General features: G+C 72.4%; 21 protein-coding genes. 6 read left to right on the forward strand and 15 right to left on the reverse strand.

Translation table 11 applies throughout. The features are described 5' to 3' along the window. Window positions 1-190 precede the first annotated feature (190 nt). Both ACESM1_RS02230 and ACESM1_RS02235 read right to left on the reverse strand, forming a co-directional pair. Entirely contained in the window at window positions 191-637 is a 447-nt protein-coding gene (locus ACESM1_RS02230) for a DsrE family protein (RefSeq protein ID WP_372617332.1), read from the reverse strand. Then, window positions 634-2,175, reverse strand: a complete 1,542-nt coding sequence (locus ACESM1_RS02235; RefSeq protein WP_372617334.1) for a fused MFS/spermidine synthase — start codon at window positions 2,173-2,175, stop codon at window positions 634-636. The genes ACESM1_RS02230 and ACESM1_RS02235 overlap by 4 nt, the downstream gene beginning before the upstream one ends. A gap of 50 nt (window positions 2,176-2,225) precedes the next feature. On the opposite strand from ACESM1_RS02235, the gene ACESM1_RS02240 reads away from it, so the two are divergent. Next, entirely contained in the window at window positions 2,226-2,774 is a 549-nt protein-coding gene (locus ACESM1_RS02240; protein ID WP_372617335.1) for a SoxW family protein, read from the forward strand. Between the two features lie 17 nt (window positions 2,775-2,791). Here ACESM1_RS02240 and ACESM1_RS02245 read toward each other — a convergent pair whose 3' ends face one another. The 8 genes from ACESM1_RS02245 to ACESM1_RS02280 form a co-directional block, all read right to left on the reverse strand. Further along, entirely contained in the window at window positions 2,792-3,526 is a 735-nt protein-coding gene (locus tag ACESM1_RS02245) for a cytochrome c biogenesis CcdA family protein (RefSeq protein ID WP_372617337.1), read from the reverse strand. Then, window positions 3,527-5,200 carry a thiosulfohydrolase SoxB gene (soxB, locus tag ACESM1_RS02250; RefSeq protein ID WP_372617338.1) on the reverse strand — a complete coding sequence of 558 codons (1,674 nt, stop codon included), beginning with the start codon at window positions 5,198-5,200 and terminating at the stop codon, window positions 3,527-3,529. It abuts the gene before it with no gap. A gap of 13 nt (window positions 5,201-5,213) precedes the next feature. Beyond that, entirely contained in the window at window positions 5,214-6,023 is an 810-nt protein-coding gene (soxA, locus tag ACESM1_RS02255) for a sulfur oxidation c-type cytochrome SoxA (protein WP_372617340.1), read from the reverse strand. Window positions 6,024-6,030: 7 nt separating this feature from the next. After that, on the reverse strand, window positions 6,031-6,366 hold the full coding sequence (gene soxZ, locus ACESM1_RS02260; RefSeq protein ID WP_372617342.1) for a thiosulfate oxidation carrier complex protein SoxZ: 336 nt from the start codon (window positions 6,364-6,366) through the stop codon (window positions 6,031-6,033). A 16-nt stretch (window positions 6,367-6,382) separates the two neighbouring features. Further along, window positions 6,383-6,841, reverse strand: coding sequence for a thiosulfate oxidation carrier protein SoxY (soxY, locus tag ACESM1_RS02265; protein ID WP_372617344.1), 459 nt, complete (start codon window positions 6,839-6,841; stop codon window positions 6,383-6,385). 26 nt (window positions 6,842-6,867) lie between these two features. Next, a complete protein-coding gene (gene soxX, locus ACESM1_RS02270; RefSeq protein WP_372617346.1) occupies window positions 6,868-7,332 on the reverse strand; it encodes a sulfur oxidation c-type cytochrome SoxX in 465 nt (154 codons plus the stop codon). A gap of 174 nt (window positions 7,333-7,506) precedes the next feature. Further along, window positions 7,507-8,346 carry an anti-sigma factor family protein gene (locus tag ACESM1_RS02275; RefSeq protein WP_372617348.1) on the reverse strand — a complete coding sequence of 280 codons (840 nt, stop codon included), beginning with the start codon at window positions 8,344-8,346 and terminating at the stop codon, window positions 7,507-7,509. 3 nt (window positions 8,347-8,349) lie between these two features. Then, the gene (locus tag ACESM1_RS02280) at window positions 8,350-8,883 is read right to left on the reverse strand and encodes a sigma-70 family RNA polymerase sigma factor (RefSeq protein WP_372617350.1); all 534 of its coding nucleotides are present in this window, start codon (window positions 8,881-8,883) and stop codon (window positions 8,350-8,352) included. A gap of 793 nt (window positions 8,884-9,676) precedes the next feature. Here ACESM1_RS02280 and ACESM1_RS02285 point away from each other — a divergent pair. The 4 genes from ACESM1_RS02285 to ACESM1_RS02300 all read left to right on the forward strand — a co-directional run bounded on the left by ACESM1_RS02285 (window position 9,677) and on the right by ACESM1_RS02300 (window position 14,028). Continuing rightward, complete coding sequence (locus tag ACESM1_RS02285; protein ID WP_372617352.1) at window positions 9,677-10,123, forward strand: Rap1a/Tai family immunity protein; 447 nt, start codon at window positions 9,677-9,679, stop codon at window positions 10,121-10,123. Window positions 10,124-10,341: 218 nt separating this feature from the next. Continuing rightward, window positions 10,342-11,580 carry a patatin-like phospholipase family protein gene (locus tag ACESM1_RS02290; RefSeq protein ID WP_372617354.1) on the forward strand — a complete coding sequence of 413 codons (1,239 nt, stop codon included), beginning with the start codon at window positions 10,342-10,344 and terminating at the stop codon, window positions 11,578-11,580. Window positions 11,581-11,890: 310 nt separating this feature from the next. After that, window positions 11,891-12,415, forward strand: a complete 525-nt coding sequence (locus ACESM1_RS02295) for a hypothetical protein (protein WP_372617356.1) — start codon at window positions 11,891-11,893, stop codon at window positions 12,413-12,415. Between the two features lie 101 nt (window positions 12,416-12,516). Beyond that, window positions 12,517-14,028 carry an alpha/beta hydrolase gene (locus ACESM1_RS02300; protein ID WP_372617358.1) on the forward strand — a complete coding sequence of 504 codons (1,512 nt, stop codon included), beginning with the start codon at window positions 12,517-12,519 and terminating at the stop codon, window positions 14,026-14,028. Window positions 14,029-14,046: 18 nt separating this feature from the next. Here the strand turns inward: ACESM1_RS02300 and ACESM1_RS02305 are convergent, their stop codons facing one another. The 5 genes from ACESM1_RS02305 to ACESM1_RS02325 form a co-directional block, all read right to left on the reverse strand. Further along, window positions 14,047-15,276 (reverse strand): helix-turn-helix domain-containing protein, encoded by a 1,230-nt coding sequence (locus ACESM1_RS02305; protein WP_372617359.1) that lies wholly within the window; start codon window positions 15,274-15,276, stop codon window positions 14,047-14,049. Between the two features lie 300 nt (window positions 15,277-15,576). After that, entirely contained in the window at window positions 15,577-16,653 is a 1,077-nt protein-coding gene (locus ACESM1_RS02310; protein ID WP_372617361.1) for an AI-2E family transporter, read from the reverse strand. 109 nt (window positions 16,654-16,762) lie between these two features. Continuing rightward, window positions 16,763-17,257, reverse strand: a complete 495-nt coding sequence (locus ACESM1_RS02315; RefSeq protein ID WP_372617362.1) for a DUF1269 domain-containing protein — start codon at window positions 17,255-17,257, stop codon at window positions 16,763-16,765. Between the two features lie 66 nt (window positions 17,258-17,323). Then, the gene (locus tag ACESM1_RS02320; protein WP_372617364.1) at window positions 17,324-18,295 is read right to left on the reverse strand and encodes an asparaginase domain-containing protein; all 972 of its coding nucleotides are present in this window, start codon (window positions 18,293-18,295) and stop codon (window positions 17,324-17,326) included. A 346-nt stretch (window positions 18,296-18,641) separates the two neighbouring features. Beyond that, the gene (locus tag ACESM1_RS02325) at window positions 18,642-19,025 is read right to left on the reverse strand and encodes a hypothetical protein (RefSeq protein WP_372617365.1); all 384 of its coding nucleotides are present in this window, start codon (window positions 19,023-19,025) and stop codon (window positions 18,642-18,644) included. A 301-nt stretch (window positions 19,026-19,326) separates the two neighbouring features. On the opposite strand from ACESM1_RS02325, the gene ACESM1_RS02330 reads away from it, so the two are divergent. Next, window positions 19,327-20,424: a helix-turn-helix domain-containing protein gene (locus ACESM1_RS02330; RefSeq protein ID WP_372617367.1), complete on the forward strand. Its 1,098-nt coding sequence runs from the start codon at window positions 19,327-19,329 to the stop codon at window positions 20,422-20,424. The last annotated feature ends 27 nt before the right edge of the window (window positions 20,425-20,451 follow it).

Genomic DNA, 20,451 nt, shown 5'->3' on the forward strand with positions numbered 1-20,451 from the left:
GCCATCGGCAACCTCCTTGACCGCTTCAGCCCCGAAGAATGCACCGACTACCTGCGACACTGCGGCTATGCACAGTCAGGCCAATAATGGTCTAGCCTGCGGCCGCCCTGGCGTGCACGCCAGGGCGTGAATCGCTGGTCCCACGAAGGCCGGGCCCGGATGGCCCCGACACAGTCCGGGCCATGCGCGGCTAGGGCCGGAGGTACACCCAGCCGCGCAGCTGGCGCTCCACGATCTCCGGCAGGCCGTTCTGCACGATGGGGATGTCGGGCAGCACGGCCTCCGGCCCGAGGCCGAGCGTGTCGAGGGTGGCGCCGCAGGCGAGGAACTCGATGCCATAGGCCTGCAGGCTGGCGACGCGCTCGGCGACCTGGCTGTCCTCCTTCAGCAGGTGGCGCACGCCCGGGCCGTAGGCGACGACCACCATCTCCACCATGTCCGGGCCGTAGAAGCCCTGGATGTTGATGATGTTGGAGAAGACGGCGTTGGCGCGCTCCGCGTCCCGCTCGCTGATCGACACCACGATGCGGCGCGGCGCGTCGATCGAAGGCTTCGGGTCCGACAACTCCGTCTCCCGCCGCCCGGCCGCGATCAGCGGCAGCGCGGCCGCGGCCGCGAGAAGCCTGCGTCGTCTCATCGTCCGCTTCCCTCCCTGCTCCAGACCAGATGCGCCATCAGCCTGTCCACCGGCGCGAAATCGTCCGTCAGCACCGGCACGCCCGAGGCCGCGATGCGCTGCCGCACGATACCGTCCGGCAGCCGCGCCCAGGCCCGCGGCGGACCGTTGCGGGCCATGATGCGCGGCGCGGCGGTGGGCGTGTCCGAGGCGAGGAGCAGGTACGTCACGCGCCGCCCCTCCGCCTCCGCCATTTCCACCCAGATCTCCACCACCGGGAAGTCGCGCATCAGCGTGGCCGCGAGCGCAAAGAGGAAGCGCGGCTCGCGCTTGTCCTCCATGACGTTGGCGAGGTAGGCGCCGCCGGGCCTGAGGCGCGCGCGCACCGCCCGGTGCCACTCGCGCGTGGCGAGATGCACGGGCATGGCGATGTCGAGGAAGGCGTCCGCGAGGATCACGTCATAGGCCGGCGCCGCCGGCGTGGCCTGGAGCGCGACGCGTCCATCGGCTGTGACGACGCGCAGCGCCTCGCTGTCCGCCAGCCAGAAGTCGCGCCGCGCGGCGGCCGTGACGGCGGGGTCGATCTCGGCGACGGTGAAGCGGCCCCGCGGATGAGCGGCGGCCCAGGCGCGCGGCAGGGTGAAGGCGCCGCCGCCGACGAAGAAGGCGGACGCGTCCGCAGGCAGCCCGCGGCTCGCGGCGATCTCGTCCACCAGGTGCAGGTAGGGCTGCACCAGCAGCCCCGGCTCGTCGCGCACATTGGCGCCATGCGCCAGGTGATCCAGCACCATCAGCCGCGCCGGCTGGCCCACGACGGGTGCGATGTCCACGACGCGGATGCAGAAATAGGCGCTCTCCGTGTCGCAGGCGCTGGCGAGCGCGGGGAGTCGGCCGATGCAGAGCGGGATCAGCAGCGCGGCCGCGATACCGGCCGCTGCGGCAACAACCCGTGCGCGTCGTGCGGCCGCCGCGGCATGGCCAGCCGCCATCAACCCGTAGCCAGCCGCGCAGGCCAGCATTGTGCCGGTCGAGCCGATCCAGGCGACGAAGACGAAGCCCGCGAGCAGCGTGCCCGCGATGGCGCCGAGCGCGGAGAGCGCGAAGAGCCGGCCGAGCACGCGCCCGACCTCGCCCGCGCGCGCCTCCTCCACCGCCAGCTTCGTCACGATCGGGGAGACGGCGCCGACCAGAAGGCTCGGCAGGAAGAACCCGGCGACGGCAAGCCCCAGGATCGCGATGAGCGGATGCACGCCCTCCGCATCGAAGACCGGCGCGGCGAGGCGCAGCGCCGGGATCGCGAGCAGGCACGCGCCCGCGCAGCCCGCGAGCAGCCAGGCGAGCCGCCGGTGCCCGGCGCGCCGGTCGCCCTCGGCCAACCTGCCGCCCCACCAGTGGCCGAGCGAGAAGCCGCCCAGCACCACCGCGATGATCGCCGTCCAGCTGTGCAGCGACATGCCGACATGCGGCGCGAGAAGTCGTCCCGCGACGATCTCCACCACCAGCCCGAGTGCGGAGGACAGCAGGATCGTCGTCGCATCGCCGAGCGCGCGGATTCTCATTGACGCCTCGCTCCGGCGGCGCGATGGAGCATCCCCGGGAGGACATGCGCATGCTGCTCAAGCGCCACCACCTGATCGCCGCCGGCCTCGCCCCGCCCACCGTCGCGCGCGCCGCGCCGGTGCGCACGGACCATGGCTTCACGCAGGACTGGTTCCTCGAAAGCTTCCTGAACCTGCCGGAGGATCTGGCGGAGGCGACAGCCGCGGGCCAGCGCTTCGCCGTGGTGTTCGAGCAGCGCGGCTGCCCCTACTGCGTCGAGATGCACACCGACCACCTGGCGCAGGCGGAGATCGAGGGCTTCATCCGCCCGCGCTTCCGCATCCTCCAGCTCGACCTGCACGGTGCGCGGCCCGTCACCGACTTCGATGGCGAGGTGCTGGAGGAACGTGCGCTGGCTCGCCGGTGGCGCGTGACCTTCACGCCCACCGTCGTCTTCTTCCCCGAGGAGGCGCCTCGCCGTCTGGGGCGGGAGGTGGAGGTCGCGCGCATGCACGGGCTGATGCGCAAGCCGGAATTCCTCGGCCTGTTCACCTTCGTCGCCGAGCGCGGCTATGCGGACGGCACGCAGTTCCGCGCCTGGTGGCAGCGCCGCGGCTGAGCCGGCCGCGGTCGCGCTCATCCGAAGCGTCCCAGGTCGGGCCAACGCTCCAGCATCCAGCCGCCGATTTCCTGGAAGGTGCCGGTCAGCACCATCACGCCGGTCAGCACGAGCAGGCCGCCCACCGCGATCTCCACGGCGCGGAAGTGGCGCCGGAAGCGCCCGACGAAGCGCAGGAAAGGCGTGACGAAGGCAGCGGCCAGCAGGAACGGGATGCCGATTCCGAGTGCGTAGGCAAAAAGCAGCAATGCGCCCTCCACCACGCTGTCCTGCGCGGCGGCTATGGTCAGCACGCCCGCCAGGACGGGGCCCACGCAGGGCGTCCAGCCGAATGCGAAGGCCAGCCCGACTGCATAGGCGCCGCCCAGCGTGACCGGCCGCCGCTCCACATGCATCCGCTTCTCGTAATTCAGCACGCCGATGCGCAGCACGCCGGCGAAGTGCAGCCCGAAGAGGATCAGCACCACGCCCGCGACCTTCGCGAGCGTGTCCATGTGATCGGCGAAGAGCTGCGACAGCGCGCTTGCCGTCGCGCCGAGCAGGGTGAAGACGGTCGCGAAGCCGAGCACGAAGAACAGCGCGGCCAGCATCACGCGGCCGCGGTCGGCGATGACCACCACCGGTCCGCCCGGCGCCGCCCGCAGCGTCACGCCGCCGAGGAAGCCGAGATAGGGCACGATCAGCGGCAGCACGCAGGGGCTGAGGAAGGAGAGCGTCCCTCCGAGCAGCGCCGCGCCGAGCCCGACCTCCATTCACGCGCCGCGCAGACGGAGATGTTCGTGCGGCACGGGGCGGACCGGCCCCTTCGCCAGATGCGCCATCAGCACCTCCCACACCGGCGGGCCCTGCATCCCCTCCGCGACGGAGGCCCAGCCGGCGACGGTGTATTCGCGCGTCGCCTCGATGGGCTGGCCGGTGCGCAGCAGCACGAGGTCGGAGATGCGCCGCCCCGCGGGCGCGGAGACATCCAGCGTCCAGCCGATGCCGCCCACCCGCACCATGTCGCCGCCCTGCTGGAAGTAGGGATCGGGATTGTAGAGGTTGTCGGCCACGTCCTCGAGGATGGTCTTGAGCTGCGCCCCCGTCAGGCGCTGGCGCCAGACGGCCGGGTAGGTCATGGCGGTGTGCGCCCAGACGTCCTCGGCGGTAATGTCGCTGCCGGCCAGCAGTGCATAGCCCCAGCGGAAGGCGGGCGAGAGCGCGATCTCGGCGTCCTGGCCCTGCATCAGCGCCGCCAGGATCACGTCGTCCATCGTGCCGTTGAGGTTGCCGCGCCGCCACAGCGTCGTCTCGGTGCGCCCGACGATTCGGGCGAGATCGGCGGCATAGGGCGCACGCAGGCGCTGGACCAGCGCCGTGGTCTCGGCATCCGGCGCGATGGCGTTCGCGAAGACCGGGATCAGCGCGTGCCGGTGCTCCACCACGCGCCCGCCCTCGACGCGAAGATCGAGGCGCGAGATGAACTTGCCATGGCAGCCCGAGGCGACCAGCAGCGTGCGGCCGACGCGCAGCGCCTCCGGCAGCGCGTCATGCGTGTGGCCCGTCAGGATCACGTCGATTCCGTCCACGCGCGAGGCGAGCTTGCGGTCCACGTCGAAGCCGTTGTGGGAGAGCAGCACCACCACCTCGGCGCCGTCGGCGCGCGCCGCCTCGACCCGCTCGCGGATCTTCTCCTCCTTGATGCCGAAGGACCAGTCCGGGATCATCCAGCGCGGATTGGCGATCGGCGTGTAGGGGAAGGCCTGGCCGATGACGGCGACCTTCACCCCGCCGCGCTCGAAAGTCTTCGTGTGGTCGAAGACGTCCTCGTTCCACTCGGTGTCCTGCACGTTCCCGGCCAGGAAGGCGCAGGACATGGCGGCCACCAGCTCCTTCACGCGCTCGGCGCCGTAGGTGAATTCCCAGTGGCCTGTCGTGGCGTCGGCGGTCAGCGCCTTCAGCGCCTCCACCATGTCGCCGCCCTTCGTTTGCAGCGCGGTCCAGGACCCCTGCAGCGTGTCGCCGCCATCCAGCACCAGCGTGTTGCCCGGCCGCTCCGCGCGGATCGCCTTGATCAGCGCGACGATGCGATCGAGCCCGCCCATCGGGCCATACAGCCGCGCCAGCCGGTCGAAATCCGCATCGGCCAGCGCGTATGCCATCGGGCTGCCTGGCGGGACGCGGTAGCGGTCGAGCAGCGCCTGCCCCGTCAGGTGCGGCACCACGCCGCGCGCCTCGCCGACGCCGACATTCGTCGTCGCCTCCCGGAAGAACATCGGCACGAGCTGGGCATGCAGGTCGGTCACATGCACCAGCGTCACCTGCCCCACCGGCTCGAAGCGCAGCAGGTCGGCCTGCGTCGGCCGGGCCTGGCCACGCGCCGGCCCATGCGCGCCCAGCGCCGCCAGCGCGGCGCCGGCGGCCATCAGATCGCGGCGTGTGAGCATCGCGGAACCCCTCTCAGCGCCGGACCGACGGCGTCTCCACCGGCAGGCCCTGTGCCCGCCAGGCCAGATAGAATTCGAGGTTGGTGAACTCCTCGCTGCCCATCGCCGGCGGCTCGCCGCGCACGTCGTTGACGCAGCCGCGCAGGCGGAACTGCAGGCTGATCACCCGCTGCTCCTTCAGGCGATAGGTCGGGAAGCCGTTGCTCATGCCCTGGCTCAGCAGGTCCGCGCGCAGGCTGCGGCCGTAGTTGTCCTCGTGGCAGGAGCCGCAGCGCATGTCGAGCTGGCCGCGGCGCGTGTTGTAGAACTCCTCGCCGCGGTCGAAGAAGGGCCGGGCGGGGCCGGAGATGTCCACGTTCATCGGCATGCCGCGCGACTGCAGCCCGATGAAGGAGGTCATCGCGTTGAGCTCGCGGCTGTCGACGCGCAGCTCCGGCGCGCCCATCCGCTCCGTGCGGCAGATGTTCACCTGCTGCTCGAGCGTCACGACGCGTCCCTTCGCCGCGTTGTAGGCCGGGTAGCGCGCGCGCACGCCGCGCATCGAGACCGTCGCGTCCTGGTGGCAGGAGGCGCAGGACTGCCCTGCCGTGCCGGTCGGGTGGTTCCAGGCCTGCTCGCCCTCCTCGACCCACAGGAAGGCGGGGTTCTGGAAGTCGTCGTCCTGGATGGCGAGCGTCTCGGGCGTGGCGTAGTTGCGCCCGCTCTCCGGGTTCGGGATTGCGCGCTGTGGTTCCGGGGCCGAGCCCGGCGCCTGCGCCACCGCGAGCCCGGCGACCACCGCCGCCGCGCCCGCACCGATCAGCCAAGCCGCGCGGCGCGCCATGTCGCGCCTACGCGGCCAGGCGGATCGCCTGGGTGAGCTTGCGCTCCTCCCCGGCGTCGTTGGTCCAGGTGAACTCCAGGTTCCCCGCGCGCTCCACCTTGAACGGGAAGGCGATGTAGGGGTTGGCGGAGATCGCCGGGTGCAGGTCCATCGAGAACACCGGCTGACCTTCGAAGCTGCACCGGAAGCTCTTGATGATGTCGCGCGGGATGATCTGGCCTTCCTGGTTCCGGCGCTGGCCGGTCTCCATGATGTGGGAAATCAGGGTGCGGATCTCGATCACCTCGCCGGCCTTGACCTGCGAGGGAAGCCGCACGCGGGGCTGTCCGATAGGGGCTGCCATGAAACGCTCCTCCTTCTCAACCGCCGCAGCCGCCGATGGTGACCTTCACCTCGGCGCGCCCGATGTAGAGCTTGCCGTCGCTCATCTCGGCGACGGCGATGACATCCTGCGTCTGGCCGAGGCGGATGCGCGTGTCGGCCTGCGCGCGGCCCATCGCCGGCGTGAGGTGGAAGGTCGCGACGTCGGGGGTGGGGTTCTTGTCGGCGAAGACGTGCACGGCCTTCACGTGGTCGGCCGCCGTCATCGGGCTTTCGACCGTCACCGTCAGCGGGACGGTGTTGCCGTTCTCCGCGATGGGCGGAAGGCGGAGCGCGACGCGCCCTTCCTCCGGCGTGCGCTCTCCGATGATCCTGCGGATCGCGGCCGCGGTCGCCGCCTCCATCTGTGCCGCAGCCGCCTTCGGCAGCAGCGACAGGCCGACAAGGCCCGCCGCCGCAGCGAGCGCACCGCGGCGACCGAGTGTCGTCGCCTGCATGATGGTCTCTCCTGTCCGGTGTGTGGTCATCGCAGCGTCAGCAGGAAGGCGAGGATGTCCTCGACCTCCTGTGGCTCCAGCATGGGGCGGCCCGCCCAGTCGCGGCGGACGCGGTTCAGGCCCTCGACGCGGTAGTACGAGGGCATGTTGCTCTCGGGATTGATCAGCTTGGAATCCACGATGCGCAGGCGCAGCTCGCCCGGCGCGTAGCGGTCGGCGACGCCGGCGAGCGGCGGGCCGAGGTTGCCCTGGAAGTCAGCCCGCAGCGGCAGTTCGTGGCAGGTGACGCAATTGCCCTTGGAGCGGTTGAGCGCAAGCCGCCGGCCGCGCTCGACGTTGCCGGGCGTGTCGGTCAGCGGGCGGGGGATCGCCTGCTCCACCACCTCGAACGGAACGAGCCGCACGGGCTGCGGCGTCGCCGTCTGCGCCGCGCCCCCGGCGAGCGGGCCGGCGCATGCGATGGCCGCCACCAGCAGCATATTGCCTCTCAAGGCATCCTCCTTCCCGGCGGTGCATCCGCCGTCATCTTTCGTTTCGAGCCGACCCGCTCACGCAGCACCGCGGCCAAGGAACAAGAGCGCCACGGCACCTCGGCCTCGCATCCGACAGCTTTTCGCCCGTCACCGGCCGCAAGCTGCGGGCGCGGTGGCGCGCATGCGTCCCGATCATCCCAGTCCCACCCTGCATGGCTGCCGGACAAGCCCGGCCATCGCGCCGACGGGTGCAGACGAGGGCGCCTCCATCGCGCGTTCCACCGCCTGCGCGATGGGGCGCAGCCGCTCGCGTGGCAGGGGCGCGGTGACCGCGTGCAACTGCCTGCCATCCGACCAGCTGTAGGTGACGAGGCCGCCCGGCTCATCGGCGCAGCGCAACGGGCGCGGCACCGGATCATGCGTCGGCCTCCGCCAGACGGAGACCGCAATGCCGTCAGTGTCCACGAACCGCAGCATCGCGGAGGCGCCCGCCGCCGCGGGCAGCACCCAGGCCGAGTCAAGCGCGAAGCCGAAGCCGGCCAGGTCGGGCAGCGGCATCTCCTCTCCGAGGTGCTGCCGCAGCCAGCCGGCGATGTCCGTCTCGCGCGCGGAGACCTCGAGCCGGAGCGGCGCCTGCGCCAGCAGGCGGTGCAGCGTGGCCGGCGCCGAGGGCAGCGCCGCCGGCGCCACCTGGGCCTGCAGCGTGCCGCGCGCCGCCCAGCCGAGCCCGGCGCCCGTCAGCAGCAACAGGGCCGCCGCCGCGGCGGCCCGGCCGCGGGCCAGCATGGCACGGCGCCGCGCCGCGTGCAGGCTCTCGATCCGCAGGCGCGCGGGGATGGGCTCCGCAGCCTTGAAGGCCAGCGCCTCGCGCAGCGCATCGCGCTGCGCGGCGAAGGCGCGCACGCGGGCGGCCTCCTCCGGCCGTCCGGCCAGGTAGCGTTCGACCGCCGGGGCGCGCGCGGGATCGAGCCTTCCGTCCACGAATGCGTGCAGGTCGTCCTCGCCGATCGGCGCCTGGGGGTCAGTGGCCATGGATCACACCACCCGGCGCAAGGCGGCGACGGGGGCCTGCTGCTCCTCGGCCATCCGCCGCAACCGTTCCCGCCCGCGGGAGAGGCGCGACATCACGGTGCCGACCGGCACGTCGAGCACTTCGGCCGTCTCCTCGTAGGACAGGCCCTCGACGCCCACCAGCAGCAGCACCGCGCGCTGCTCCTCCGGCAGCGTGTCCACCTGGCCGAGGACCTCCGCGCATTGCACCGTTGAATCCGGGCCGCCCGCCGGCGTCGCCACTTCCCCGAACTGGGCCACCTGCTCGAGCAGCCGCGCGCGCCGCGCCAAACGGCGCCGGCCCGAGACGTAGAGGTTGTAGAGGATCGCGAAGAGCCAAGCCCGAAGGTTCCCGTCCCCATGCCGCCGCTGCCAGGCGCCCAGGGCATGTTCCAGGCAGTCCTGAACCAGATCGTCGGCCTCGTCGGCGTTGCGGGTCAGCGACCAGGCAAAGCGGCGCAGGGCAGGCACCAGCGCCTCCATGCGCCTGTCCCGGTCCTTCACCGCCTGCCTCCCCATCGTTGCATCCGCTTCGCCGCGATGCCGTGTTCGATCGTGAGACGCGCGGGCCGTGCCGCGTATTCCCGCCGACAGGCTGATTTTTCGCCGCCCGCCCGCGCAGCGGCCTGCCTGGAGTGTCGCGCGTGGGGCCGTCGCCGCCTTTCTGGCGAGCAGGTCCGGCCCGGAGCGCCCGCCTTGAGCGTGCCGAAGGGTGCTCGGCCGTCTGCTGCCGCACCCGCGTGGCATCTGGTCGCTTGCCCAGCGCGCGCTGCATGATGTCCAGCACGCCCTGGTGCTCCCAGCGCGTGACGCGGTGCATCCTGGCGGGTGTGCATCAAGCCGTAGCCCTGCAACCCAGGTGGGCCACACCCTCCGTTGGGCCAGGATCCCGCCTGTCCCACAGCACCTGACGAGGGACAGTGTGAGGCTGCCCCCTGCGGTCGCCTGGGCAGCCTCGAGCCGCCCGAGGATCGGCGATCCTGCACCCGTCGTAGGTGCACCACCCCCACGGCGACCAAGGTCAGCCCTGTCGCCGGCCTGATGGTCCGGTGGCGCCTTCGCCGCGCCTGGGATGCTGGCCACAGCGACGGCACGCGGTGCCATTTGTCGCCGGCAAGCTGGTCCGTAGACTCGCCATGGTCGAACCGCGCCGGTGCGAGCTCCACAAGAATTGGGCACTTCGTTCAGGCCCCGGCGAACTGCGCATGCGCAAGGCTCCGCAGGTCGCCCGATCGCCTGTCGAGGCAGCGCTGCGCCGGTCGGCAAGGCTGCAGTGCGAGCGCGAGCATCGGCCGAGGAGAGGAGAGCGTTGATGCGGTGTGCCAGACGGATCGTCGCGTGCACGGTGGCTGCGCCGCTGGTCCTCGGCCCGGGGCTGGCCTTGGCGCAGGGCGGCCCTGCGCCCGGCGGCATCGGCGTGACCACGGCGGAACTCGCCCAGCTCTGCGCGGCAGGCGGCGGCACCGACGCTGCCAGCGCCGTCGCGGTCGGCGCCTGCCGCGGCTTCATGGTCGGCGTCGGCCAGTACCATGCCGAACTCACCACGGCAGCCGCCGGCCGCCCTCCGGTCTTCTGCCTGCCGGAACCCTCGCCGACCTTCGATGCGGCGCAGGCGTCCTTCGTCGCCTGGTCGCGGGCCAACCCGCAACACGCGGGGGAAAAGGCCGTCATCGGCCTCATGCGCTGGGCGGCAGCGACCTTTCCCTGCGCGGCGACGCCGGCGCGCGCGCCGTCCGCCGCGGCCAGCGGCCGCCGTTGACCCTGGAGGAACGACAGTGACCCGTTCCATCGCCACCACGACTCTCAAGGAACTGCGCTGATGTGGCGCCGGGCGTCGCTTGCGATGCCCCCCGGTGGCGGGGCGGGCGGGGTCGGCCACAACGGCGCCAACCGCGCCCGCTTCGGCGCGATCGCGCTGGTCTGATGCCTAGCAGGCCCGTTGCCTGTCGCGGCGGCCGTGCGCGCCCGAAGGGCGGCATGGCGCTCGCCGTCCTGCTGATCCTCGCGGCAGGCCTCCTCGGCGGTTGCGCGAGCGTCGTCCGGCTCGATCCGCCGCCACCCGGCATCACGGCGGATCTGCCAGTGCTCGGGATCCCCAATGCACGCTTCTGGCCGGATGGCCCGCCCGATGCGCTCGGGCGCGAGGGGGTGCTGATGGCCGAGCGGGGCAGGGCGGCGCAGGGCGCGCGTCGCGACAGCCCATCGGAGGCGCACTTCCTCGCGCTGTCCGGCGGCGGGGACAACGGCGCCTTCGGGGCGGGGCTGATGAACGGCTGGACGGAGGCGGGCACCCGGCCGGAATTCGCCATCGTCACCGGCATCTCCGCCGGCGCGCTGATCGCGCCCTTCGCCTTCCTCGGCCCTGACTACGATCGGCAACTCCGCGACGTCTTCACCCCCGCCGGCCAGGGCGACGTTCTGCGCCTCGGCGGGTGGCTCTCCACCGCCTTCTCCCTGGTGTTCGGCGAGGCGGTCGCCGACACATCGCCGCTCTATCGCCTGATCGAGCGGTACGCGGACGAGACGATGCTGGCCTCGATCGCCCGCGAGTACGCGCGCGGGCGGCTGCTGCTGATCGGCACCACCAATCTCGACCTGCAGCGTCCGGTGGTGTGGAACATCGGCGCGATCGCGGCCAGCGGCCGGCCGGAAGCGCTGAATCTGTTCCGCCGCATCCTGCTGGCGTCAGCCTCGATTCCCGGCGCCTTTCCGCCGGTGCTGGTTGACATCGACCATGAGGGCCGCGCCTACCAGGAAATGCATGTGGATGGCGGCGCATCCGTGCAGGTCTTCCTCTATCCGCCCGCGCTGCAGCTGCGCGAGATGGACAGGGCCCGGCTGGCACCGCGGCGGCGGGTGATTCACGTGGTGCGCAACGGGCGCATCGACCTGGAGGGCGCGACTGTCTCCCGCGGCGTGGTGAGCATCGCCGGCCGATCGGCCTCCACCCTGCTGCACTTCAGCGGCATCAACGACATCAACCGGATCTATCTGACCGCGCTGCGCGACGGGCTGGAATTCCGCGTGGCCTATATCGGCGCCGACTTCAGGGCGGAGCGCAGCGGGCCGTTCGATCCCGATTTCATGCGGGCGCTCTTCGCCCACGGCCGAGCCGTAGGCCTGAGTGGCGCGGCCTGGGAGACGGCGCCGCCGCTCGTCACCACCCGGTCTGCCGCCCCGCAGCCCGAACCGGCGAGCCCGGCAACGCAGCGATGACCGGAATGCGCGTCCCGCGGCGCCCGGCCGGCGCGGGACGCCCGCCATCACCCCGGCGCCAGGGGAGGGGACGCCTGGCACAGGGACCGGACCCGGCGCCGATGCCGGGGCGCGGGGCGCATGGCTACGTGTGGCTCCGCCGCCCGGGGTGGCGGTGGGTTCCGGGCGCCGCAGCGCCAGGCGGCCACGCCAACGAGAGATCTGCGCCGAGGAGTGCCGCGGTGATCGCCCCCGGGACCATCCTCGTCGAACGGTCGCCAGGCGCGCCGGCGCGGCTCGATTCCTTCAGCAACAGGGAAGGCACAGGACCTTGAGTGTCGCCTACGCATCCGAACGGCGCCTGCTCGCCGAGGAAGAAATCGAGCCGATCCAGCGCAGCCACTTCCCGCTCCTCGAAGGTCTGTCGCGGGAGGATCTGGTGGAACTCGCACGCTGGTTGCGGTCGCGCCGCGCGCGGGCGCGCGACCTCCTGCGGGATCGGCGCCGGGTCGGCCGCGGCAAGGCCGAGGCGCGCGGCGCAACGCCGGCGGAGGGCGGCGAACGCGGGCTGACGGCCAAGAAGCAGGTCTTCTCGCGCGCGCTGAAGCGTGTGAACGCACGGCTCGAGGCGGTGCTGGCCGAAGCGCGCCGCACCCGCCACCAGGCCGCCTTGCGCGCGGCGCTCAAGCGCAGGCATGGCGAGGCGCCGCGCCACCCGCACGCCGGCTGGACGCCGGGCGGCGGCCAGGCGAGCCTGCCCAGCCGTGCGCGGCGCCCGACCATCCAGGGCGCGCGCATCGGCAGCGTCTCCCAGGGCGGCCGGGTGGCCCAGGCCAGGCGGGACGCGCGCGCATGACGGCGGCCGGCGACAGCCGCAGCGGCCGGCGGCAGGCAGCCGGTGCCGCCGCGTAAGCCGGCTTCCGGGCGGAACGGCCGCGGATCCCGGCGGATCCGGCTATGAGCATGCCTCGATGGGCCCGGCGCCTGCCGCGACGGATCGCTCTTCTCGCTGCCACGCTGCTGGTCGCGCTGCTGGTCCTGCGCGTCTGGGACGTCCAGCGAGGCCCACCACTCGAGGCCTGGCACCTGGTGGTGCCGGAGGAGCTGCGCGCCGACGAAATCGATGCCGCCGACTGGGCCGGCTACCTCGCCGCCGAGGAGGCCGCCTTCGCCACGGTCCGGACGGACGTGACCGGAGCGCTGGAGCCGCAGGCCCGCCTCCGCGCCAACCGCTACTACGCCGGCAGCCCGCTTCATCCCGGGCGCTTCGCGTCGGACTGGAACCGCTCCTTCGTGCTCGAGCCCGAAGGCGAGCCGCGGGGCGTCGTCGTCCTGCTGCACGGGCTGACGGACGCCCCCTACAGCCTGCGCCACGTCGGCGACCATTACCGACAGCGCGGCTGGCTGGCGATCGGCATCCGGCTGCCGGCGCATGGCACGGTGCCGGCGGCGCTGACGCGGGTGACGTGGGAGGATTGGCTGGCCGCCACGCGGCTCGCGGTGCGCGAGGCGCGGGCACGGGTCGGCCCGGATCGGCCACTGCATCTCGTCGGCTTCTCGAACGGCGCGGCGCTGGCGCTGATGTATGCACTGGATGCCCTCGACAACGAAGGGCTGGCCCGGCCGGATCGGCTCGTGCTGGTCTCCCCCATGATCGGCATCACCGCCTTCGCCCGTTTCGCCGGGCTGACGGCGCTGCCCGCCTTCCTCCCGCGCTTCGCCAAGGCTGCCTGGCTCGGCATCGTGCCGGAGTTCATCCCCTTCAAGTACAACTCCTTCCCGGTGAACGGCGCACGGCAGTCGCATCGCCTGACCATGGCGGTGCAGGCGCAGATACGGCGTCAGGCGGCTGCGGGCCGGCTCGCGGCGCTGCCGCCGATCCTGACCTTCCAGTCGGTGGTGGACTCCACGGTCAGCACGCGCGCGGTCATCTCGGCGCTGTACGACCACCTGCCGGCGCAGGGCAGCGAGCTGGTGCTGTTCGACATCAACCGCAACGCCAAGCTCGGGCCGCTGCTGACGCCGGCGACGGAGGCGGCGCTGGACCGCCTGCTGCCGCCCGGCGCCCGCGCCTGGCGCGCAGCGGTCATCACCAATGCCGGCCCTGACGAGGCCGAGGTGGTGGAGCGTGCGACCGAGGCCGGCGCCACGCAGGAGCAGGTGCGGCCGATCGGGCTCGCCTGGCCGCGGGAGGTGTATTCGCTCTCCCACGTCGCGCTGCCCTTCCCGGTGACGGACGGCCTGTACGGCCTCGATCCCGACCCGGGCGAGGATTTCGGCGTCCAGCTCGGCGCCCTCGCGCCGCGCGGGGAGCGCGGGGTGCTCTCCATCGACCCGGATGCGCTGCTTCGACTCTCCTCCAACCCCTTCTTCCCCTACCTGCTCGCCCGGATCGAGGAGGGGATCGCCGCCGCGGAAGATGCGCCGCCGCGACGCAGCGCAGATCGCGCCGCGCACGCGGATCGCTGAGGCAGGCGCGATTGCGGCCTAGAGCCGGCCGAGAAAGTCCGCGAGGTCCGTCGCGGCCGGCTTCGTGGCGCCGCGCCGCAGCACGACGGCCTGCCCCGCCAGAGCCGCGGCCCGGAACTCTCGAGGTGAGACCCCGAACTCCCGCCGGAAGGCGCGGCTGAAGGCCGATGGGTCGAAGAAGCCGACGTCTTCTGCGATCGCCGAGATGTCGCGTCCGCCCTCCGGCGCAGCGAGCGCACGGCACGCCGCCCGCAGCCGCTCGGACTGGATGTAGCGCGCGACGCCGCCCTGATGCTCGAACAGACGGTAGAGCTGCGAGCGCGAGACGCCGGCCAGGCGGCTGAGGCGCTCCGCCGTCAGGATGGCGGACCGCAGATGCTGGCGGATGATGACCTTCACGCGCGAAAGCTGGACGAGTTCGAGCTGCGCCTGCGCGGCTGCCATGGCTTCGGCCGAGGGGGAGATCGAGGCTGCGATGATCGCGCGCGTGGACTCGACGACGCGCGCCTGCTCCGTCTCACCCAAGTACGGCACCTCGGCTGCGAGCTGGACGAGGAAGGCCGAAAGGACGCGACCCATCGAGGAATCGAGCGGACTCCCGCGGGACGCGCTGAGCGCCGTGGCGATCTCGGGCACGAGGTCGCGCGGAAGATAGAGGCAGAGCCAGTCGATGTCCGAGCGCTCCGACTCGAAGACCTCGTTCAACGGAGAGATGGTGGCCACGCCAGCGGGAATGGTCAGGCACGATTCATCCGTGCGGATCCGCCGCTCGCCGCGCCGCGCGATGCTGATCATCCAATGGTCGAGCGAACTCCGGCGGGCAGCGGCGGCGCTTCGCGAAAGCCGCGCGGCCGGCGCCCGCATCGTCATGAGCGCCATGGGACCCAGCGCCCAAAGCTCCCGCTCGGCAGGGAAGCCGGCGGCCGGGTCAGCCGTGGGCGTCACATCCACGGTCCCTGCGCTGGACTCGTGCCATGCCTCGAACTGCTGCCGCGTGGGCAGGTCCAGGGTCGAGAACGCCAGCGGCTGCCTGCGACGGGCCGCGGCCTGCCCGTCGGTGCCGCCCGTAGCGGCTGGCGCGCCCAGGTCCTGATCCCCGTCTTCGCTGCCCTGCCGCGCTGCCTGTGGCCGCGCCCGCGCCCGCGCGGGACGCACGGCAATGGCCGAACAATGGGGTGCGGCCCCTGCCTCCGGGGTTTCCGGCGCCTGGATGCTGTCCGCAACCGCATCGGAGGGTGCTGCAACCACTGTGTGTCTCTCCTCCCGCCCGCCGGACCAGAACAGCGCGCCGAGGTCTTTCGCGAGCCGACGCGTTGCTGGCGGGAACCTTAGGCCTCCGGGCAGCCCGTCAATTGTGAAGATTGCTGCACGGCAGCAAATGTGAATGCCATGCCCATTCCCGAGATGCCCGGCACAGTTTCCCATTGGAGGAAGGTGGGTCGCCCGGCGTCGTGGCGGCACTGCGCGCGGCAGGGCAGGGGCCGTGTCGCCCGACGCCATCCAGCGGCGCCAGGGTGCGGTTCTCCGGGCATCCGGCTGATCGTCGCCTCACGGCATCTGACCCAGCCGGACGGTGTCACGGGCGGCGGGGGCGACGGCGGCTTCGGCATCGGCCTCACGGCCGGACAGCAGCCGCGCGGCCCAGCGGGTTTCCTCGAATTCCTCGCAGACGCAGAGGATCGCGATCAGGACCGGCACGCCGATGAAGGCACCGATGATGCCCCACAGGAAAGCGCCCAGGAACACCGCTGCCAGCACCAGGAAGGGCGAGACCGCAAGCCGCCTTCCGGCCAGCCGCGGCTCGATGTAGCTGCCCGAGAGGAACTGGATCACCTGCAGCGCGGCGAACACGGTGACGGCGACCTGCCAGGTGCCGAACTGCAGCGCGGCGAATGCCGTGGGGAACACGGTCGCGACGAGCGGCCCGATGAAGGGGATGTAGTTCAGCACGAAGGCGATGAGGCCCCACTCCTCCGCCAGCTGGAGGCCCATCGCCCTGGCGAAGGCCCAGACGGCGAGGCCGGTCAGGACGCTCATCGCGGTCCGTACGGCCATGTAGGTACGCAGTTTCTGGCCGGTGCGCGATGCGGCGCGCAGCAGCGCGGCCGCGCCCGGTGCTCCGCGCAGCGCCTCGAGCTGGCGGCGCGCGACGTCCACCTCGAGCAGGCCGAGGATGACGAAGACCAGGGTGACCACGGTGAAGCTCAGCACGCCCTGCAGCTGGGAGGTCACCTGCTGGGCGAGCCGCACCAGGAAGCGCATGTCGAAATGGCCGGCCAGGGCCTCGGCCGGCACGCCGGCGTCCTCGAGCAGCGCGACCTTCTGCGCGTAGAGCGCCTGCAGCGCGGCACCGTTCGCGATCGTCCACTGGCCGACCCGGCCGAAGGCCCAGGCGCTCATCACCGCGAGCGCGCCCACCGCGACCAGCGCCAGGAGCATGGTGGCGAGCGCCGCGACGGCCGCGCCCGCCCGCGGCCGGATGCCACGCTGGACCGGCCGCACGAGGGCGATGACGAAGAGCGCGACGGCGATGGGCGCAAACACCGCGTCGGCGGCACGCAGCGCCGCGGCGACCAGGATCACCGTGCACAGGCCGATCATCGTGCGCAGCGCGTGGTCGCTCACCGTGGCATTCTTCCGGCGGGCCTCGGCGCGGTGCGTGCGTCGTCCAGGCCCTCGATGCGCACGGGCCGCGCTGGCGTGGATGCGGCGATCCGTCCGATCCGCGGGATGCTCAGGCCGCCTCGTTGCCGGAGAGCGCGGCGCGCAGCGCGGCTTCCTTCGTCTCGTCGAAGGAGCTGTGCATGACCTTGCCGCCCGTGCCCCCGAGGCGTGCGAGCACCTTGTCCGGCGTCACCTTGCGGATCAGCAGGAACAGCGCGGCGTTCCCGCTGTCGATGCTGGCTGCGACCTCCTTCATGAAGGCGTCGTTGATGCCGACATCGGTGAGCCGCCCGGAGAGCGCGCCCGCGCCGGCGCCGATCGCCGCGCCGGCGAACGGGTTGAGGAACAGCATGCCAACCAGCGTGCCCCAGAGCGCGCCCTTCGCGGCACCGGCCGCGGTGGTGTTGAACACCTGGTTGAGCTTGACGCTGCCGTCGGGCCGCTTGACCGCGATGGCGGCATCGCCGAGCTCGATCAGGTACTCCTTCTGCATCTCGAAGAGCCTGTTCCGGATCTCCTCTGCCTCGGCCTCGGTGGGATAGGCGATGACGAGCAGGTCGGCCATGTTACTTCTCCTTCGGGAAAGAACGGGCGGGAAAGGACGGGCACGCTGGACACCGTGCGCCCCTTGTCACTGGTAGTGCGCGAAGGCGGCGGCGGCTGCCGCGTGCCCGGCGCCGCCGCGCAGCGCGATGCCGAGAAGCAGACGGGCCTTCAGCCCGGAAAGCCATCCGGCCGGAATGAGCCCCAGGCGGAGGAGGTCCATGTCGGCGCCGGGCCACCTGCGCGCCACGACGAGGCCCGTCGTGCTGCGCGAGGCCAGCACCACCGGCATGCGCGCCGCGAGCTCGCCGAGTGGCGGCGTGGCCTCCATCGGAACATTGCCTGCGCCCATGCCCTCGATGACCGCGCCGGCGTAGCCGAGCATCGGCAGGGAGCCGAGCCACCGCCCGTCGTCGCCCATCGCCCAGCGCAGCAGCGCCACCTGGCGCGGCGGCCCGCCATATGCGGGAAAGCACGGCAGGCGCGTCACGCGCGCCCAGAACCGGGGCCGCCCCTCGACCACGGCGCCGATTGGTCCCGCCAGCGGGGAGACGAAGGTGGCTCCCTGCCTGGCATGCGAAAGCTGGACGAAGCGCGCAGCATGGATCTCGTCCTTCGCCACCACCAGCGCGCCCAGGCCCCGGGCTTCGGGCGCCGCGGCGACGGCGACGGCGGCCGCCAGCCGGGCCGCATAATGCGGACCGGGCGCGGCGCCGCCGCAGGACATGGCCGCGACCACCACGGGATTCTCGCTGCCAACCAGAAGATCGAGGATGAAGGCGGACTCTTCGATCGTGTCCGCACCATGCACGACCACCGCGCCATCGCATCCGTTGGCCAGCGCATCCTCGATCCGCTGGGCGACGTCCACGAGATGCGCAGGCGAGAGCGAGGCGCTCGGTACGTGCAGCAGCGCGAGCGACACGATATCCACGACCGAGGCAAGCGTCGGGACGGCGGCCGACAGCAGGTCGGAGTCGGGCGCCGGGCCGCCCCGCCCTGGCGGCATCCCGGCTTCCGTGCCGCCGAGCGAGATGATGATGAGGCGCGGACGCTTCATGGCCGCGCGCCGGCGGAGACGTTGTCCCCCTCCACGCCGCGGCGGCGCTCCACGCATGAGACAGGGTGAGCCGGCGGGAGCAAAGCACCCCGGCCGATGCCCGACGGCTTCGCCCCCATGCGAGCGAGGGCGGAGTAGACACGCGGCACCTTACCCTCCGTGTTCCCGGCGATGCGTGCATGCGCGGCATGGACCAGGGCCCGGACCTCCTCCGGGCCGGGCGGCCGGCCGGGCGAAACGAATTCACCCTGCCCGCCGAAGCGCATGCCCGCCCTCCTGACGGCTCCGGACGCCGGGACGGCCGTGCACCGCACCCGCCACCGCACCCGGCGCGAAGCGCCAGCGGTCAGCGGGACAGCGTAACCTCGCCGACGACGCGCAGGCCCTCCTGCTTGTTGAAGGTGTAGGCCTTCATGGCGCCGCCCGGCTGCTGGATCACGACCACGCCGCGGCCCATGTCCACGCCGACGATGCGGCTCGCGGGTTCGCGCAGCTGAAGCTCGTTGAGCAGCATCGCCTCCAGCACGCCGCGTGGCGTGTTGCCCGGACCCTGGGCCACACGGCGCTCCACCTCGCTGCGGATGGCGGGGGACAGCTCGCTCAACTCGGCCTGCTGGTATTCGCGTGAGCCCGTGGAGGACTGCGCCACCGATGGCAGCGGGATCGCCACCGCGAGTGCGGCAGCCGTGAGGACCGCGCACTGCCGAGCGCGTCGCAGGTTCGTCATCATGCGTCTCTCCTCTGAATTGAGTCGGCCGGAACCGTCTCCATCGCTGGTGCCGCCGAGCCCGGCGACGCAGCGCGGAGCAACGCCTGCCGGACGCAGTCTACCGGGCGACAGGTTCGCAGCGATGGGTTTGGAATCCCCGCAGTGCGCAGCACATACCAGCCGCGGCCACCGCGCCGCCCCCGCTTGTGCACGGTGTCCCAGGACTGTGCACAGCCTTCCGGCCGCGTTCGCGGATGCGTGGCTCGCCCTATGATGGGCCACGCCCGACTGCATGTTACAGGGCTGAATATCGGAGGTGGGCATGGTGGCGACCATGATGCTGCGCCAGCAGTGGAATGCGGAGCGCAGTGACGCCGCGCCTGCGCATAGCGCGCCGGCATCCGCCGAGGCGGGACTGCGGCTGCACGGCGATGAACGCCCCGCCGGCGCAATCGCGAGCCGCGCTCCGGCGCTCGACTTCGCCGGACTGCTCGAGGGCCTCGCGCCCGCGGAGCGCGATGACACGCAACACGGCATCTGGAAGCTCGGCACCTTCAAGCTGTGCCGCGTGGTCACGCACGCCGCGCGCTGTGGCCGCACGACCACGCAGATCCGTCGTGACCTTCTCGACGACTGGCTCGTATGCGTCGCGACCCGCGGCATTCACAGCGTGCGCAGCGGCGATGCCCACTCGGCGGTGCCACCCTTCGTGCCCGTCATCCTCTCGCTCGGCGAGCCGTTCGAGACGGAGCTCCGCGGCGCGGAGTGGCTCTGCCTGGTCATGCCGCGCGACAGCTGCCCCGAGCTCGGCCCGGCGATCGACCGCTGCCGCGCCGCGCCGCTCGCCTCGGCGCCCGGCCGCCTGCTGGGCGGCTTCCTGCAGCGGATCGCCGCCGAGCTGCCGTGCATGCGCGAGGCCGAGATCCCGCGCGCCGTGGAGGCGACGCGCGCGCTGGTGGCCGCGGCGGTCTCGGCCGGCGCGACGCCGGGGCTCGTGGACGACGCCGTCGTGCGCGCTGCGCAGCTCGCCCGCGTGCGCGCCATCATCCGCCAGCACCTGCGGTCGCCGGACCTCACCCCCGACTGGCTGTGCCGGCTGGTGGGCATATCCCGTTCCCGGCTCTATCGCCTGTTCGAGCCGGTCGGTGGCGTCGTGCGGGACATTCAGCGCGAGCGGCTGCGCCAGGCGCACCGGGCGATCGCGGATCCGGCCGACGGCCGCACGATCCAGGAGATCAGCGAGGAGCTCGGCTTCCTCGAGCCGACGACCTTCAGCCGCGCCTTCCGCCGGGAATTCGGCTACGCGCCGGGTGCGCTTCGGCGCGTGGCACCGCCCGAGCGGCTTTCCCTTCCGCACGCCGGCGCCTCGGCACCGCGTGATGTCGCCGAGATCGGCGTGGCCACGGGTGACGGGGGCTGAGGAAGCGCGCGGCTGGCGCCGCGGCGT

It is taken from the genome of Falsiroseomonas sp. (genome assembly GCF_041690465.1).
Taxonomy (GTDB): Bacteria; Pseudomonadota; Alphaproteobacteria; order Acetobacterales; family Acetobacteraceae; genus Falsiroseomonas.

Excerpts from the sequence above, each read along its gene's own strand:
- ACESM1_RS02230 (WP_372617332.1), bottom strand. The coding sequence starts at position 637 with ATGAGACGACGCAGGCTTCTCGCGGCCGCGGCCGCGCTGCCGCTGATC.
- ACESM1_RS02235 (WP_372617334.1), bottom strand. The coding sequence starts at position 2,175 with ATGAGAATCCGCGCGCTCGGCGATGCGACGACGATCCTGCTGTCCTCC.
- ACESM1_RS02240 (WP_372617335.1), top strand. The coding sequence starts at position 2,226 with ATGCTGCTCAAGCGCCACCACCTGATCGCCGCCGGCCTCGCCCCGCCC.
- ACESM1_RS02245 (WP_372617337.1), bottom strand. The coding sequence starts at position 3,526 with ATGGAGGTCGGGCTCGGCGCGGCGCTGCTCGGAGGGACGCTCTCCTTC.
- soxB (WP_372617338.1), bottom strand. The coding sequence starts at position 5,200 with ATGCTCACACGCCGCGATCTGATGGCCGCCGGCGCCGCGCTGGCGGCG.
- soxA (WP_372617340.1), bottom strand. The coding sequence starts at position 6,023 with ATGGCGCGCCGCGCGGCTTGGCTGATCGGTGCGGGCGCGGCGGCGGTG.
- soxZ (WP_372617342.1), bottom strand. The coding sequence starts at position 6,366 with ATGGCAGCCCCTATCGGACAGCCCCGCGTGCGGCTTCCCTCGCAGGTC.
- soxY (WP_372617344.1), bottom strand. The coding sequence starts at position 6,841 with ATGCAGGCGACGACACTCGGTCGCCGCGGTGCGCTCGCTGCGGCGGCG.
- ACESM1_RS02275 (WP_372617348.1), bottom strand. The coding sequence starts at position 8,346 with ATGGCCACTGACCCCCAGGCGCCGATCGGCGAGGACGACCTGCACGCA.
- ACESM1_RS02280 (WP_372617350.1), bottom strand. The coding sequence starts at position 8,883 with ATGGGGAGGCAGGCGGTGAAGGACCGGGACAGGCGCATGGAGGCGCTG.
- ACESM1_RS02285 (WP_372617352.1), top strand. The coding sequence starts at position 9,677 with ATGCGGTGTGCCAGACGGATCGTCGCGTGCACGGTGGCTGCGCCGCTG.
- ACESM1_RS02290 (WP_372617354.1), top strand. The coding sequence starts at position 10,342 with ATGGCGCTCGCCGTCCTGCTGATCCTCGCGGCAGGCCTCCTCGGCGGT.
- ACESM1_RS02300 (WP_372617358.1), top strand. The coding sequence starts at position 12,517 with ATGAGCATGCCTCGATGGGCCCGGCGCCTGCCGCGACGGATCGCTCTT.
- ACESM1_RS02315 (WP_372617362.1), bottom strand. The coding sequence starts at position 17,257 with ATGGCCGACCTGCTCGTCATCGCCTATCCCACCGAGGCCGAGGCAGAG.
- ACESM1_RS02320 (WP_372617364.1), bottom strand. The coding sequence starts at position 18,295 with ATGAAGCGTCCGCGCCTCATCATCATCTCGCTCGGCGGCACGGAAGCC.
- ACESM1_RS02325 (WP_372617365.1), bottom strand. The coding sequence starts at position 19,025 with ATGATGACGAACCTGCGACGCGCTCGGCAGTGCGCGGTCCTCACGGCT.
- ACESM1_RS02330 (WP_372617367.1), top strand. The coding sequence starts at position 19,327 with ATGGTGGCGACCATGATGCTGCGCCAGCAGTGGAATGCGGAGCGCAGT.